The sequence below is a fragment of the Streptomyces sp. XY006 genome, assembly GCF_002237655.1.
Lineage (GTDB): Bacteria > Actinomycetota > Actinomycetes > Streptomycetales > Streptomycetaceae > Streptomyces > Streptomyces levis.
Genome location: NZ_NOKT01000004.1, coordinates 224543 through 238251, shown reverse-complemented (window position 1 = coordinate 238251; position 13709 = coordinate 224543). Strand labels below are relative to the sequence as shown.

Below are 13709 nucleotides of genomic sequence, written 5' to 3'. Positions count from 1 at the left end.
TCCACAGGCTTACCCGCAGCTCACGCGGGACTGGCAGACTGGCGGGCCAGGGCGCAGGGACGGCGCGAGGAGTTCCACGCAAGGAGATCCGGATGTCCATGGCAGGGAATCTACGGAAGGTCACGAGCCTCGGCGGGGTCGGTGGCCTGCGCAAGGTGGCCCGGCTGGCCCGGCGGCGCCCGCGCGTCGACCTGAGCCACCCGGCCCGCTCCCCTCTGGGCTCCTCGGTGGTGAACTGCGTGTCGTACCGGGACGGTGTCCGCACCCCCGTGCGCGGCGATCTGGTGGAGGTCGTGGAGCGGGTGCGCAAGCACCGGGAGGGCTTCGTCTGGCTGGGCCTGCACGAGCCGACGGACCAGGAGTTCGCGGGCATCGCCGAGCTCTTCGACCTGCACCCCCTGGCCGTCGAGGATGCCGTCGAGGCCCACCAGCGTCCCAAGCTGGAGCGCTACGGCGAGACGCTGTTCGCGGTGTTCAAGACGGTCTGCTACGTCGAGCACGAGGAGCTCACGGCCACGAGCGAGGTGGTGAACACCGGCGAGATCATGGTGTTCGTCGGCCACGACTTCGTGATCACGGTGCGGCACGGCCGGCACGGCTCGCTGGGTCCGCTGCGGGAGGAGCTGGAGTCCGACCCGCAGCAGCTCGCCAAGGGCCCCTCCGCGGTGCTGCACGCGATCGCGGACCACGTGGTCGACGACTATCTGACTGTCACGGACTCGGTGCAGCTGGACATCGACCAGGTCGAGACGGACGTGTTCGCGCAGGACGGCGCGCGGGCCGACCCGGGCCGCATCTACCAGCTCAAGCGTGAACTGCTCGAACTGAAGCGGGCGGTGGTGCCGCTCAGCCGGCCGCTGGAGGATCTGGCCACCCGGCCGATCCGCGCGGTCGACCCCGAGATACAGGCGTACTTCCGTGACGTCTCGGACCATCTGCTGCGGGCGAAGGAGCAGATCGCAGCCTTCGACGAACTCCTCAACTCCATCCTCCAGGCGCACCTCGCGCAGGTCACGGTCGCGCAGAACGAGGACATGCGGAAGATCACGGCGTGGGCCGCGATCATCGCGGTGCCGACCATGGTCTGCGGGGTGTACGGCATGAACTTCGACCACATGCCGGAGCTGCACTGGAGGTACGGCTACGGCATGGTCATCGGCGTCATATCCGTGGCGTGCCTGTCGCTGTACCGGCTGTTCCGGCGCACCGGCTGGCTCTGACACGGGTCTCGCGGCACCGGGGTACGCGCCGGATCAGGCCGTGGTCGTGTCCCTGGCGTAGACGCCTTCGGTGAAGGAGGCGATCTGGTCGTCGGTCAGGCACCGGGCCAGGTCGGATTCGCTGATCATGCCGACCAGTCGCTTGTCCTCGATCACGGGCAGGCGGCGGATCCGGTGTTCGCGCATCTCGCGGAGCACCTCGCCGACATCGGCGCTCGCGTCGATCCAGCGGGGCGTGCCCTTGGCCATCTCACCGGCGGTGACCCTGGCGGGGTCGTGGCCCATGGCGACGCAGCCGACGACGATGTCGCGGTCGGTGAGGATGCCGCAGAGCCGCTCGTTCTCGTCGCTGATGGGCAGGGCACCGACGTTCAGCTCGCGCATGAGCTGAGCGGCGCGGTCGAGGGTTTCGTGGGCGGGGATCCACTGGACGCCGCGGTGCATGATGTCTCCGGCGGTGGTCATGGGGTACCTCCTTGTGCCGGACGGCCGGCGCGGAGCGGGGACGCACCGCGAGTCCCGGCGTCCTTCATTCTCGCCGCGCCGTCGAACGCCCGCACACGCGGACACCGCACAGCCGTACCACCGCGGGAGCGCCCCGTCCTCGACCGCGGGCTGTTCAGCCGCTCCAGGCGGGGTGGCGCGGATCGTCGGCGCGCACCAGCACGTCCGCCGTGCCCGCCGGGTCCGTCTCCTGCTCGTAGCGTTCGAAGGCCGGCAGGGTCCAGTGCTCGTCGTCGGGGGTGCGGCGGCGCAGGGCGCCCGGGGAGAGGAGGACGTGGACGCTCAGATCGAAGGGGAACCAGTGCCGGAGGAGGAAGGGACCGTGCATCAACAGCAGGCTGTCGGGCGGGAGTTGTACGTAGGGACTGCGGGTGGCCCGGTCGGTGGCCGGGTCCCAGAGGTCGGGCAGGACGCGACCGTCACCGCTGGCTTCGAGAGGGTTGAAGACCTCACGCCGCAGGGCGCCGGTGTCGTACCAGCCGCTGTAGTAGGCCTCCACGTCCCGGTGGCCGTACTCCAGCCGGACGGAGGCGGGGCGCAGGAAGCCCTCCGTGCCGACGACGAGCGCGGAGCGGCCGCGGACGCGCAGCGCTTCGCGGACGCGGTGGGCGAGGTCGCCCGGGTGAGCCGCCGGAGCGCCGTCGAAGGCGATGCGCGGCCAGGGACTGCCGTCGGCGGGCTTCAGGTCGAGCAGGCGCTCGGCGAGCAGGTCGCCGAGCCGGTCCCAGGTGATCGCTTCGAGTCGCACACGGCCCATGATGCGTCAGGCCACGGCAGAGCGTCCCCGAGGTCTCTCCGCCGCCGGCCGACCCGCCCGGTGCGCACGGCCGCCGGGGGGAAAGAACACGGTATGGCCGCTCGCGCACTGTTCCCGCCCCACTCCGGACTTCTCGTCTTCCAGCCCCTCAAGCGGCGGCAGTGTGCCGAGTGCCGGCGGGGGCCGCTGCCGCTGCTCGTCCTGGAGGACAGCGCCCCGCGCTGCCTCGACTGTGCCGACCTGGGACATCTGGTGTTCCTGCCGCGCGGCGACACCGCGCTGACGCGCAGGTCGCGGGAGGAGAGCGTGTTGTCGGCGGTGGTGGTGCGGTTCAACCGGCGCAAGAGCCGTTACGAGCGGCAGGGCGTCCTGGTCGAGGAGGCGGCCCTGGCCAGGGCGGAGCAGCGGTGTCTCGCGGACTCCGAGGCGAGACGGCGGCGCCGGGTCCGGGACGCGCGGCGCCGGGCGGATCAGGACGCCCTGTTCGCGCAGGCGTTCGCGGCGGAGATACTCCGGCTGCTTCCGGGGTGCCCGCCCGACCGGGCGCGGGCCATCGCCGCGCATGCCTCGGAGCGGGGCAGCGGGCGGGTGGGCCGGAGCGCGGCGGGGCGGGCGCTGACCGAGGACGCGGTGATGGCGGCGGTCGTGGCGTCGGTACGGCATCTGGACACCCCGTACGACCGGCTGCTGATGAGCGGTGTGCCGCGGCACGAGGCGCGACGGCGGATCGCGGCGGCGGTGGAGACGGTGCTCAGGGGGTGGACGCGGACGGGGCTCGGCTCCACGGGGTGACAGGGGAAGGAGGGGGCGATCCGAGGGCCCGTGGACGTTCGCGTATGCCCGCGCGTCGCTCGGCGATGGTCGCGGTGCCCGTACGGAATTTCACTTGTGGTGGTGGCGGGTGCCGGGCAGGATCCCGGCCCGACGGGCGGGAGAGGCTGAGATGATCGACGGACCGTACTTCTGGCTGACGGTGCTGGGCGTGCTCGGGACCGGTCTGGTGGCCGGGGTGTTCTGTGCCTTCTCGACTTTCGTCATGCGGGGTCTCGGCGCGCTGCCGCCCGCGCAGGGGGTAGCCGCGATGAAGGCGATCAACGTGGCCGCGGTGACCCCGCCCTTCATGGCCGTGTTTCTCGGGTCGGCCGTGCTGTGCGCGGTGATCGCCGTGGTGACGTTCGTGCTGTGGCCGGAGGAGGGGACGGTGGAGCTGCTGGTGGGCAGCGCGCTGTACCTGTTCGGCTCGTTCGGGCTCACTATGGTCGCCAATGTGCCGCGCAACGACGCGCTGGCCGGGCTGGAGCCGGGCACGTCGGAGGCGGCGGCGTACTGGTCGGCGTACCTGCGCGAGTGGACGCTGTGGAACCACGTCCGCACGGTGGCCTCGGCCGGGGCGGCCCTCGCGTACGTCCTGGCACTCACCTGAGGCACGGCGGCACCCCCGCCCGCACCCGCACCCGCCACCACCCACCGCCCTCCACTCACCGCCCACCGCCCACCGCCCACCGCCCACCGCCCCCACCGGATAAACCACACAACCCGGGCTCGCCCTCACGCCGCGTTGCCCGCCCTGCGGCGACAGGCGGTGGCCGGGGCGCGGACGTATCGTGGCGAGAAGAGTGCCGCCCGACGACGCACGGCCTGTCACCCGCGCACGCAAGGAACACGGCCATGGCCGATCCCAAGGGTTTTCTGACCACGCCCCGCCAGGACTGGCCGCGCCGGCCGGTCGAGGAGCGGGTGCGGGACTGGGACGAGGTCTACGTCCCCGGGGCGCTGCTGCCGATCATCAGCAAACAGGCCGACCGTTGCATGGACTGCGGCATCCCGTTCTGCCACGAGGCGTGCCCGCTGGGGAACCTGATCCCGGAGTGGAACGACCTGGTGTCGCGGGAGGACTGGCGGGCGGCCGCCGACCGGCTGCACGCCACGAACAACTTCCCCGAGTTCACGGGCCGGTTGTGCCCGGCGCCCTGCGAGGCGGGGTGTGTGCTGGCGATCAACCAGCCGGCCGTGACCATCAAGAACGTCGAGTGCGCGATCGCCGACCGGGCCTGGGAGGAAGGCTTCGCGCCGCCGCGGCCGCCGGACCGGCTGTCGGGCAGGACGGTCGCGGTGATCGGTTCGGGACCGACCGGGCTGGCCGCCGCCCAGCAGCTGACCCGGGCCGGGCACACGGTGGCGGTGTACGAACGGGACGACCGGCTCGGCGGCCTGATGCGGTACGGCATCCCCGCGTTCAAGATGGAGAAGCACCATCTGGAGCGTCGGCTGGAGCAGATGCGGGCCGAGGGGACCAGGTTCCGCACGTCGACGGCGGTCGGGCGGGACATCGGCGCCGACGAGCTGCGGACCCGCTACGACGCCGTGGTGATCGCGACGGGCGCCACGGCCTGGCGGGAACTGCCGGTGCCGGGGCGTGAGCTGACGGGCATTCATCAGGCGATGGAGTACCTCCCGTTGTCCAACCGGGTGGGGGAGGGCGATCTGGAGACGTCTCCCCTGTCGGCCGCGGGGAAGCACGTTGTGATCGTCGGCGGGGGCGACACCGGCGCGGACTGCCTGGGCACGGCCGTCCGGGAGGGTGCCGCGTCCGTGACCCAGCTGGACATCTACGCGCTGCCGGGCGCGGAGCGCGACGAGGACACCGAGCCGTGGCCGACCTACCCGGTACGGCTCTACCGGCTGTCCGCCGCGCACGAGGAGGCCCGTGACCTGCGGACCGCCCCGGTCGCGGACGCGGACGCGCGGCTGTTCGCGGCGTCCACCCTGCGCTTCGACGGGGACGCGCAGGGGCATGTCCGTTCGCTGCACCTGGTGGAGGTCGACGAGCGGCGCCGCCCGGTGGACGGCACCGGGCGGACGCTTCCGGCCGACCTCGTGCTGCTCGCGCTCGGTTTCTCGGGGCCGGACCGGCAGGACGGCCTCGTCGACCAGCTCGGACTGGAGCTGGAGCCCCGCGGCACGATCGCGCGGGACGCCGGGTTCGCCACCAACGTGCCCGGGGTGTTCGCCGCGGGTGACGCCGCCCGCGGGCAGTCGCTCATCGTCTGGGCGATCGCCGAGGGGCGGGCGGTGGCGGCGGCCGTCGACCGTCATCTGACGGGCGGTTCGGCCCTGCCGGCACCGATCGGCCCGTACGACCGCCCGATGGTGGTGTAGCGCCCAGGCCGACGGCAGTGCAGCGGGCTCCGGCCGCCGGCAGTGCAGCGCGCCCCGGCCGACCGCGGTACAGCGCCCAGGCCGACGGCTGGCATGGCACCCCCGGCCGACGGCGGTGCAGTGCCCGCAGAGCCCCAGCCGCGGGGCCTCCGGGGCCGGGACGTCACCGCTCGTCCGTCCCCGCCGGCTTCGCCGTGGACAGTGCCACCCGGTTCCACGTGTTGATCGTGCAGATCAGGGCGAGCACCTGGGCCAGTTCCCGCTCGTCGAACCGCGCGGCGGCCTCGGCGTAGACGTCGTCCGGGACGCCCGCGCCGGCCACCAGCGTCACGGCCTCGGTGAGGGCGAGGGCCGCCTGCTCCCGCTCGGTGAAGAAGTGCCGCGCCTCGCGCCACACGGCGACCATGTGCAGCCGGTCCTCGCTCTCCCCGGCCTTGCGGGCGTCGTTGGTGTGCATGTGGAGGCAGTACGCGCAGTGGTTGAGGTGGGAGGCGCGGATCTGGATCAGTTCGACGAGGGCCGGGTCGAGGCCCTCACGGGCGGCGGCGTCGAAGGCGATCAGGGCCCGGAAGGCCTTCGGGGCGGCCTTGGCGAACTCCAGCCGGGGCGCCTTCACGGGGGCGGTGTTCGTGCTCGTGTGCGTCGTCATACCGTTCAACCTATGGGCCGGAAAGACCCACGCTAGGGTGCATTTCCATGGCAGATTCGTGGGTCAATTCGGCGGAGCGGATCGGGTCGGATTTGCATCTGGAGCTGACCGGGCCGGGCGGCCGGCGCGCGGCGCTGATCCGGGCCCTGCGGGAGGCCGTCCGCAGCGGGCGGCTGGCTCCGGGCACCCGGCTGCCGCCGTACCGGTCGCTCGCGGCCGACCTCGGCGTGGCCCGCAACACGGTGGCGGACGCGTACGCCGAGCTCGTCGCGGAGGGCTGGCTGACCGCCCGGCAGGGCTCGGGGACGCGGGTCGCGGAGCGCGCCGCGCCGCTGCGGCCGGCCGCCCGCGTGCCCGCACGCTCCCCCGCACGCGCGCGTGGCCCCCGGCACGACCTGACACAGGGCACCCCGGACGCCTCCGCCTTCCCGCGCTCGGCCTGGCTGGCCTCCTACCGCCGGGCCCTCCAGCAGGCGCCCAACGAGGTGTTCGGACCGGGTGATCCGGCGGGCCGGGCCGAACTGCGCGAAGCGCTGGCCGAGTACCTGGCACGCGCGCGTGGCGTGCGGACCGAGCCGGGCAGGATCGTGATCTGCTCCGGCTTCGCGCACGCGCTGCGGCTGCTCTTCGGCGGGGGCGTGCTGCGCGGGCCCCTGGCGGTGGAGGCGTACGGGCTCGGGTTCCACCGCGAGGTCCTGGCCGCCGCCGGGGTGCGGACGGTGCCGCTGCCGCTCGACGAACACGGCGCCCGGGTGGACCGGTTGGGCCGCGAGCGGGCCGTACTGCTCACGCCGGCGCACCAGTTCCCGACCGGCGGCCCGCTGCACCCGGCGCGCCGGACGGCCGTGCTCGACTGGGCCCGCACCCGGGACGCGCTGGTCCTGGAGGACGACTACGACGGGGAGTTCCGCTACGACCGCAAGCCGGTCGGCGTGGTCCAGGGTCTGGACCCGGAGCGGGTGATCCACGTCGGCTCGGTCAGCAAGAGCCTGTCCCCTGCGGTGCGGCTGGGCTGGATGGTGCTGCCGGAGCGGTACGTCGACGCCGTACGGGCCGCCAAGGGGGAGCGGGAGGCGTGGGCGAGCGTCCTCGACCAGCTGTGCCTGGCGGACTTCATCGCGTCGGGGTCGTACGACCGGCACGTGCGGCGGATGCGGCAGCGCTACCGCCGCCGCCGGGACCGGCTGGTCGCGGCGCTCGCCGCGCACGCGCCGCACATCGAGGTCACCGGTGTCGCGGCGGGGCTGCACGCGGTGCTGCGGCTGCCGCCCGGCACCGAGGCGTCCGCGGTCAAGGCCGCCGCCTGGCAGGGCGTCGCCCTCGACGGTCTGGCCGCCTTCCGGCACCCGGAGACGGACATGCCGGTGGGCGACGGGCTCGTCGTGGGGTACGCGACCCCCTCCGAGCACGCCTACGGGCCGGCCCTGGAGGCGCTGTGCGGCGCACTGCCGCCGCCCTGACCGGCCCGTGCGGAAAGCGAGGCTACGGCTTGCGGGCCACCGCCCCGTACCCCGGGATCACCCCGTCGTCCTGCCCGGGCACGGGCTCGCCCAGCTCGGGGTGCCAGTGGTGCGGCACGTCGACGCCGGGCTCGATCAGCTCCAGCCCGTCGAAGAAGCGGGTGAACTCCGCGCGGGAGCGCAGGGCGAGGGTGACACCGGCGGCGCGGAGCTTCTCGGTGGCCGCCTTCGACTCCTCCGGGGTGAAGTCGGAGGTGGCGTGGGTGATCACCAGGTAGCTGCCGGAGGGCAGTTCGGCGAGGAGCCGGCCGACCAGGTCGTGCGCGCCGTCCTCGTCGGAGACGAAGTGCAGCAGCGCGATGAGGGACAGCGCGACGGGCCGGGTGAAGTCCAGGACCTTCCGCGCGCCCTCCAGGATGGCGTCCGGGTCGCGCACGTCGGCCTGGAGGTACTCGGTCACGCCTTCGTCCGTGCCGCGCAGCAGGGCCGCCGCGTGGGCCAGCACGATGGGGTCGTTGTCGCAGTAGACGACCCGGGCGTCGGGGGCGACCCGCTGGGCGACCTGGTGGAGGTTGGGCTCGGTCGGTATGCCCGTGCCGATGTCCAGGAACTGGCGTACGCCCTGCTGGGCCAGCCAGCGCGTGGTCCGGTGCATGAACGCGCGGTTGACGCGCGCCATCACCGGCACCCTCGGGTCGAGGGTGAGCATCTGCCGGCCCATCTGCTCGTCGACCGGATAGTTGTCCTTGCCGCCGAGGTACCAGTCGTACATCCGCGCGGGATGCGGTCTGGTCGTGTCGATCCTGACGGACGACGTGGGGTCCTGCCCGGTCATGAGGCACTCCATAAGGCACAGAGGGTGGTCACTTCAGCACCAGCGATTCGGCATCAGCGATTCGGCGTCAGCACATCAGCTTCTGCAATTCAGCTTCAGCAATTCAGCGTCAGCAAAGGGAAGTCGAGCGTGAGCAAGGGGCGAGCACGTCAGGACAGCAGGAAGTCCGCCTCTCCCGCCTTCGCCCCTTCGATGAAGGCGGTCATCTCGGCGGTGGTGTAGATCAGCGCGGGCCCGTCCGGGTCGGTGGACTGGCGGACGGCGATCCGGCCGTCGGCGAGCTTCATCGCCTCCAGGCAGTTTCCTCCGTTGCCGCCGCTCCACGGCTTGTGCCAGCCTTCGCTGCCCAAGTCGCGCGCGGGCATGCCGTTGTAGACGTGTTTGCGCGGCTTGATGCGATCCATTCACAGCTCCTTGCGGAGATCCCGGAGGATCTCCTTCGTGCGATGTGCCGTAGCGGCCTGCGCCGCCATGCGGTCCAGGACCTCGAGGTGGGTCGCCACCTCGGCGCGCGCGTCCAGGTAGACCGCGCCGGTCAGGTACTCGCTGTAGACCATGTCCGGCAGTTCGGGCATGGCGAATCGGAACAGCACGAACGGTCCGTACGTGCCGGGGTGCGGCCCGGCCGCGAACGGAGCGATCTGCAGCGTCACGTTGGGCAGCGCGGTCGCCTCCAGCAGTCTGTCGATCTGCGCGCGCATCACCTCGGGGCCGCCGACCGGGCGTCGCAGCGCGGTTTCGTCCATCACGACCCACAGCCGGGGCGCGTCCTCGCGGGTGAGGAGGGTCTGGCGCTGCATGCGCAGGGCGACGTGGCGCTCGATGTCCTCGGGCCGGGTCTGGCCGATGGCGCCCGAGCGGAGCACCCCGCGCGCGTAGTCCTCGGTCTGCAGCAGACCGGGGACGAAATGGGGTTCGTAACTGCGGATGACGCCGGCCGCGCCCTCCAGGCTCACGTACATCGAGAACCAGCCGGGCAGGATGTCGTGGAAACGCTGCCACCAGCCGGGCCTGTTGGCTTCCTCGGCGAGCTGGACGAAGGCGTCGGCCTCTTCGTCGGAGACTCCGTAGGCCTTGAGGAGCAGTTGCAGATACGGGATTTTGAGCCCGACCTCCGCCATCTCCATCCGGCGGACCGTGGCCGGGGCGACGCGCAGGATGCGGGCGGCCTCCTCGCGCTTCATCCCGGCGCGCTCACGCAGGTCCAACAGGCGGCGGCCGAGAACGACCTGGCCGACCGTCGGCGCGGACCGCGGTTCGCTCACGCTCCACCTCCACGAAGAGTTCTGACGAGCCGGCCACAAAAGAACGCTGACAGCCCTGCGGCGCCATTCGAAGACCTTTTCGAAGAACTGATCCGAACATGCGTTTCGAACGAATCTTCGAGGATCTCAACTGGCGCCGCGCGGGGTGCTGTTGCGAGCAGTGTGCCACGCCCTTCCAGACCGTCACACCGCACTCTGCAATTTTCAGAGTGACACTTGCCAAGTGTTCACGCCGGGGAGATAGTGGCAAGCGTGATTCCGTCCGCGCCCTTAGGAACAGACGCCGCCGCAGGCCCCCTCGGGCTTGGCGCTGCCACGGGAGCAGGCCCCCTCGGGCCGGCTGCCGAGCGCCGGTTCCGTTTCGAGCTGGCCGCACACCCGGGTTCTCCCGCCCGGGCCAGACACCTGACGCGGGCCCGGCTGACCGGCTGGTCAGTGTGCGAGGACACGTGCGACAGCGCGGCCCTGGTGGTCTCCGAACTGGTCACCAACGCCATCGTGCACACGGCGAGCACCCACATAGTGTGCGAGCTGCACGACGGCGACGACCTGGTGCGGATAGCCGTACGGGACGAGGGCTGCGCCCCGGGTCAGCCCCACGCGGCCAGCCGCACCCGGCCCGAGGAGGAGCACGGGAGGGGACTGCTCCTCGTCGACGCCCTCTGCCATGCCTGGGGTGCCCATGAGCACGGGCCCGGGCTGCTGGTCTGGGCGGAGCTGCCCCGCACGGCGGACGCCCCGCAGGACCCCCTAGCGGCCTTCGACGACCTCGACGACGCGGACTGGGACGACGTCCTGGACGACCCGCGGCTCAAGGGCCCCCGCGCCGGCACGGGCCGTTCCACCGCCGCGGGCCCGGACGAACCCCGGGGCGACCTCGGCTGGGGCGCCCGCCCCAAGCGCGGCCCGTCCGACGAGCCCGGCGACGACGGTCAGGACACCCACCAGGCGCGCCACCGGGCCCACCCGGCCGACACCGCCCCGGACGTTCCCCCGCAGGGGCGAGGGCGCGAGCGGGGCACGGCATGAGGCCCGGCGGCGGCCGGGTCCTGCACCTGGACACCCTGGCCCGCCTCCGGCGCGCGCAGCGCACCCCGCTCCCGATCCTGCGCCTGCCCGTACCCGAGGGCATGACCACCCCGCTGGGCTGCGACGCCGTGGCGATGCCCGCCCGGTACGGCCCGCTGATCATGCCCCGCCTGCCCCGCGTGGGCTGCGTCTACGCCGACGCCGCGCACTGGTGGTGGCTGGTGCCGTCGGACTCCGACCACGCCCTGGAATGGCCGGCCCCCGCGCGCTACGCCGCCGGAGCGGTCGTCCCGGACGTCCCGGAGCTGCCCGAGCTGATCCACCGGCCGGACGGCACGCTCCCGTACACCCCCCCGATCCCCCTGTACCTGAGCCTCTGCCGCGTCACGGGGACGGCCCCGGCCTGGTCACGCCCGGTCAGCGCGTAGGCCGCGCCGAGGCGCGGGAGCCGCAGCCGCAGCCGCAGCCGGTCAACGCGTAGGCCCCTCCGGCGCGCAGGTGCCGCAGCCGGTCACCGTGTAGGCCCGGCCGGCCTCCTTCCCCGGCCGCAGTCCCGCCGCTCCGCACCGAGCCGCATCCCGAGCCCTCCGGCGCGCAGCCGCAGCCGCACTCCGGTCGTCGCACCCGTCCCGCCTCCCGCGCCGTCCCGGGCCTCTGCCGGTCGTGTCGTGCGCCCGCGCGCCTCCGGCGCCCCGGGCTGCGCCCTGCCCCGGCCCGCTCCGCCCCCGCGATAGTGGCCGCTCACGAGCCGGGACGAACCGGGCGGCGGGATGAGCGGGGAGGTCGGTCGACGGTGGCGAAGAAGCGGACCGCGCCGGAGGTGTCCGAGTCGGAGCGGCTGCTCTTCGGCGGGCCGCTCCGCTACGACATGGGCTGGAACCAGCACGCCGACGCGTTCCTCGAACTGAACTTCCGCGCCATGATCACCCGGCTGCCGTCCCTGCTGGCGTCCAGCCTGCGGCTCGCCCGGCAGGCCGACCCGGGCGCCGCGCGGATCGTGCTCGCCGCCGAGGGAGGCCGGGGCGTGGCACAGGCCGTGAGCCTGCTCGCGGTCAACAGCGTGCTGGCCCGGCTGATGGGCGGCGGCCCCATCGACGAGCGGCTGCGCGGCGCGGTCCCCGCCCTGGTCACGGTGGCCGTCGTGATGCTGCTGGCGGCCCTGCTGCGGGCCGCCAGCACCTACGCCACCGGCCGCCTGGAGCCCAAGGTGGAGCGGGTCGCGACCGAGCGGTACCTGGAGCGGGCCGCGGCCGTGGAGCTGGCCGCCATCGAGGACCACGCCTTCCACAAACTGCTGGACACCGCGCAGTACGGGGCGGCCTCGGCCCGCCGGATGATCTCGTACGGGACGCGCGTGATCAACGCGATGATCTCGCTGGTCGCCGCCGCGGGCGTGCTGACCGTGCTGCACCCGGCCCTGCTGCCACTGCTGGTCACGATGGTGCTGCCGAGCGCCTGGAGCGCCCTGACCGTGGCCCGGCGGCGCTACGAGTCCTTCCACGCCTGGGCGCAGCACGCCCGGGCCGGCCGGCTGCTCGGCAGCCTGCTGATCGAGCCGGAGGCGGCCCCCGAGATCCGGGTGCACGGGGTGGGCGCGTTCCTGCTGCGGCACTTCCGCGCGATGTCGGAGACGGCCGAGGCCGAGCAGGCCCGTCTCGCCCGGCTCGCCGCCCGCACCGGGCTGATCGCGGCGGCCTGGACCGGCCTCGCGACCGTCGCGACGTACGCCACGCTCGGCGCGCTGCTGCTCGCCGGGGCGATGGCCCTGTCCGTGGCGGGCACGGCCGTGATCGCCATCCGCACCGGCTCGCAGAGCCTCGACACGCTCGTGGTGGAGGTCAACGCGCTGCACGAGGAGGCGCTCTTCGTCGGCGACCTGCACCGGCTGTACGCGGAGGCGGCACAGCGGGCGATCCCGGCGGGGGGCCGCGCGCTGCCGGAGGACCCGCGCGAGATCCGGTTCGAGAACGTCACGTTCCGCTACCCGGGGGACTCGGCCCGGCCCGCCCTGGACGACGTCTCGCTCACCCTGCCGCTGGGCCGGATCGTGGCGCTGGTCGGGGAGAACGGCTCCGGCAAGACGACCCTGGTCAAGCTGCTCGCCGGGCTGTACAAGCCGGAGCGGGGGCGGATCCTGTGGGACGACGTGGACGCGGCGAGCGCCGACCGGCACCGGCTGGCCGAGCGGATCGCGATGGTCGCGCAGGACTTCAAGAGGTGGCCCTTCACGGCCCGGGTGAACGTCGCCCTGGGGCGGACGTCCGCGCCCGTGAGCGAGGAGCGGCTGGCCGCGGCGGTCGCCGAGGCCGGGGCCGAGCCCGTGATCGCGGACCTACCGCGCGGGCTGGACACGCTGCTGGCCCGCAACTTCTCCGGCGGGCACGAGCTCTCCGGAGGCCAGTGGCAGCGGCTGGGCATCGCCCGGGCGGCCTACCGCAGGGGCCGCATCCTGATCGTGGACGAGCCGACGGCGGCCCTGGACGCCCGGGCCGAGCTGGAGGTATTCGAGCGGATCCGTGCCCTGGCGGACAGCGGGCAGACGGTCGTCCTGATCACGCACCGGCTGGCGTCCGTACGCCACGCGGATCTGGTGCACGTCCTGGACCAGGGGCGGCTGGTGGAGTCGGGGACGCCGGAGGAGCTGCTGGCGACCGGCGGGCTCTACGCCGAGCTGTACGCGCTGCAGGCGGAGCAGTTCGCCGCGTCGCCCCCGCCGGCCCGGAAGGTACCGGCACCGAAGGCGGGCTGACCACGAAGGAGGGCGAGCTCGGCTGAAGGGCTAGCTTGACTGAAGGGCGAGCTTGACTGAAGGGCGAGCTTGACTGAGGGCG

14 protein-coding genes are annotated in these 13709 nt (G+C 73.2%); 8 read left to right on the top strand and 6 right to left on the bottom strand.

The features are described from left to right. Positions 1-92 precede the first annotated feature (92 nt). A complete protein-coding gene (locus CHR28_RS07180) occupies positions 93-1220 on the top strand; it encodes a magnesium and cobalt transport protein CorA (protein WP_094052629.1) in 1128 nt (375 codons plus the stop codon). A 33-nt stretch (positions 1221-1253) separates the two neighbouring features. On the opposite strand, the gene CHR28_RS07175 is transcribed toward CHR28_RS07180, so the two are convergent. Continuing rightward, a complete protein-coding gene (locus tag CHR28_RS07175; protein WP_094052628.1) occupies positions 1254-1685 on the bottom strand; it encodes a CBS domain-containing protein in 432 nt (143 codons plus the stop codon). A 154-nt stretch (positions 1686-1839) separates the two neighbouring features. After that, entirely contained in the window at positions 1840-2481 is a 642-nt protein-coding gene (locus tag CHR28_RS07170; protein WP_179272338.1) for a uridine kinase, read from the bottom strand. Positions 2482-2574: 93 nt separating this feature from the next. Here CHR28_RS07170 and CHR28_RS07165 point away from each other — a divergent pair, with 93 nt between their 5' ends. From CHR28_RS07165 to CHR28_RS07155, 3 genes are all read left to right on the top strand, one after another. Next, positions 2575-3273 carry a DUF2293 domain-containing protein gene (locus CHR28_RS07165; protein WP_094052627.1) on the top strand — a complete coding sequence of 233 codons (699 nt, stop codon included), beginning with the start codon at positions 2575-2577 and terminating at the stop codon, positions 3271-3273. Positions 3274-3424: 151 nt separating this feature from the next. Then, positions 3425-3904, top strand: a complete 480-nt coding sequence (locus CHR28_RS07160; protein WP_094052626.1) for an anthrone oxygenase family protein — start codon at positions 3425-3427, stop codon at positions 3902-3904. 245 nt (positions 3905-4149) lie between these two features. Continuing rightward, positions 4150-5640: a glutamate synthase subunit beta gene (locus tag CHR28_RS07155; RefSeq protein ID WP_094052625.1), complete on the top strand. Its 1491-nt coding sequence runs from the start codon at positions 4150-4152 to the stop codon at positions 5638-5640. A gap of 163 nt (positions 5641-5803) precedes the next feature. Here CHR28_RS07155 and CHR28_RS07150 read toward each other — a convergent pair whose 3' ends face one another. Further along, positions 5804-6289 (bottom strand): carboxymuconolactone decarboxylase family protein, encoded by a 486-nt coding sequence (locus tag CHR28_RS07150; RefSeq protein ID WP_094052624.1) that lies wholly within the window; start codon positions 6287-6289, stop codon positions 5804-5806. A gap of 47 nt (positions 6290-6336) precedes the next feature. On the opposite strand from CHR28_RS07150, the gene pdxR reads away from it, so the two are divergent. Continuing rightward, positions 6337-7749 (top strand): MocR-like pyridoxine biosynthesis transcription factor PdxR, encoded by a 1413-nt coding sequence (pdxR, locus tag CHR28_RS07145; protein WP_094052623.1) that lies wholly within the window; start codon positions 6337-6339, stop codon positions 7747-7749. 22 nt (positions 7750-7771) lie between these two features. Here pdxR and CHR28_RS07140 read toward each other — a convergent pair whose 3' ends face one another. The 3 genes from CHR28_RS07140 to CHR28_RS07130 all read right to left on the bottom strand — a co-directional run bounded on the left by CHR28_RS07140 (position 7772) and on the right by CHR28_RS07130 (position 9849). Next, positions 7772-8584, bottom strand: a complete 813-nt coding sequence (locus tag CHR28_RS07140; RefSeq protein WP_094052622.1) for an SAM-dependent methyltransferase — start codon at positions 8582-8584, stop codon at positions 7772-7774. A gap of 149 nt (positions 8585-8733) precedes the next feature. Beyond that, a complete protein-coding gene (locus CHR28_RS07135) occupies positions 8734-8988 on the bottom strand; it encodes a DUF397 domain-containing protein (protein WP_030246665.1) in 255 nt (84 codons plus the stop codon). Continuing rightward, positions 8989-9849, bottom strand: coding sequence for a helix-turn-helix domain-containing protein (locus CHR28_RS07130; RefSeq protein WP_094052621.1), 861 nt, complete (start codon positions 9847-9849; stop codon positions 8989-8991). A 243-nt stretch (positions 9850-10092) separates the two neighbouring features. Here CHR28_RS07130 and CHR28_RS07125 point away from each other — a divergent pair, with 243 nt between their 5' ends. The 3 genes from CHR28_RS07125 to CHR28_RS07115 all read left to right on the top strand — a co-directional run bounded on the left by CHR28_RS07125 (position 10093) and on the right by CHR28_RS07115 (position 13627). Further along, complete coding sequence (locus CHR28_RS07125; protein ID WP_373453330.1) at positions 10093-10878, top strand: ATP-binding protein; 786 nt, start codon at positions 10093-10095, stop codon at positions 10876-10878. After that, entirely contained in the window at positions 10875-11306 is a 432-nt protein-coding gene (locus tag CHR28_RS07120; RefSeq protein ID WP_094052620.1) for a hypothetical protein, read from the top strand. Before CHR28_RS07125 ends, CHR28_RS07120 begins: the two co-directional genes overlap by 4 nt. 365 nt (positions 11307-11671) lie before the next feature. Then, positions 11672-13627, top strand: a complete 1956-nt coding sequence (locus tag CHR28_RS07115; RefSeq protein WP_094052619.1) for an ABC transporter ATP-binding protein — start codon at positions 11672-11674, stop codon at positions 13625-13627. The last annotated feature ends 82 nt before the right edge of the window (positions 13628-13709 follow it).

What these genes read in the sequence shown, in the direction of transcription:
- CHR28_RS07165 (WP_094052627.1), top strand. Translation starts at nt 2,575, where the DNA reads ATGGCCGCTCGCGCACTGTTCCCGCCCCACTCCGGACTTCTCGTCTTC.
- CHR28_RS07180 (WP_094052629.1), top strand. Translation starts at nt 93, where the DNA reads ATGTCCATGGCAGGGAATCTACGGAAGGTCACGAGCCTCGGCGGGGTC.
- CHR28_RS07160 (WP_094052626.1), top strand. Translation starts at nt 3,425, where the DNA reads ATGATCGACGGACCGTACTTCTGGCTGACGGTGCTGGGCGTGCTCGGG.
- CHR28_RS07120 (WP_094052620.1), top strand. Translation starts at nt 10,875, where the DNA reads ATGAGGCCCGGCGGCGGCCGGGTCCTGCACCTGGACACCCTGGCCCGC.
- CHR28_RS07170 (WP_179272338.1), bottom strand. Translation starts at nt 2,481, where the DNA reads ATGGGCCGTGTGCGACTCGAAGCGATCACCTGGGACCGGCTCGGCGAC.
- CHR28_RS07150 (WP_094052624.1), bottom strand. Translation starts at nt 6,289, where the DNA reads ATGACGACGCACACGAGCACGAACACCGCCCCCGTGAAGGCGCCCCGG.
- CHR28_RS07175 (WP_094052628.1), bottom strand. Translation starts at nt 1,685, where the DNA reads ATGACCACCGCCGGAGACATCATGCACCGCGGCGTCCAGTGGATCCCC.
- CHR28_RS07135 (WP_030246665.1), bottom strand. Translation starts at nt 8,988, where the DNA reads ATGGATCGCATCAAGCCGCGCAAACACGTCTACAACGGCATGCCCGCG.
- CHR28_RS07155 (WP_094052625.1), top strand. Translation starts at nt 4,150, where the DNA reads ATGGCCGATCCCAAGGGTTTTCTGACCACGCCCCGCCAGGACTGGCCG.
- pdxR (WP_094052623.1), top strand. Translation starts at nt 6,337, where the DNA reads ATGGCAGATTCGTGGGTCAATTCGGCGGAGCGGATCGGGTCGGATTTG.
- CHR28_RS07140 (WP_094052622.1), bottom strand. Translation starts at nt 8,584, where the DNA reads ATGACCGGGCAGGACCCCACGTCGTCCGTCAGGATCGACACGACCAGA.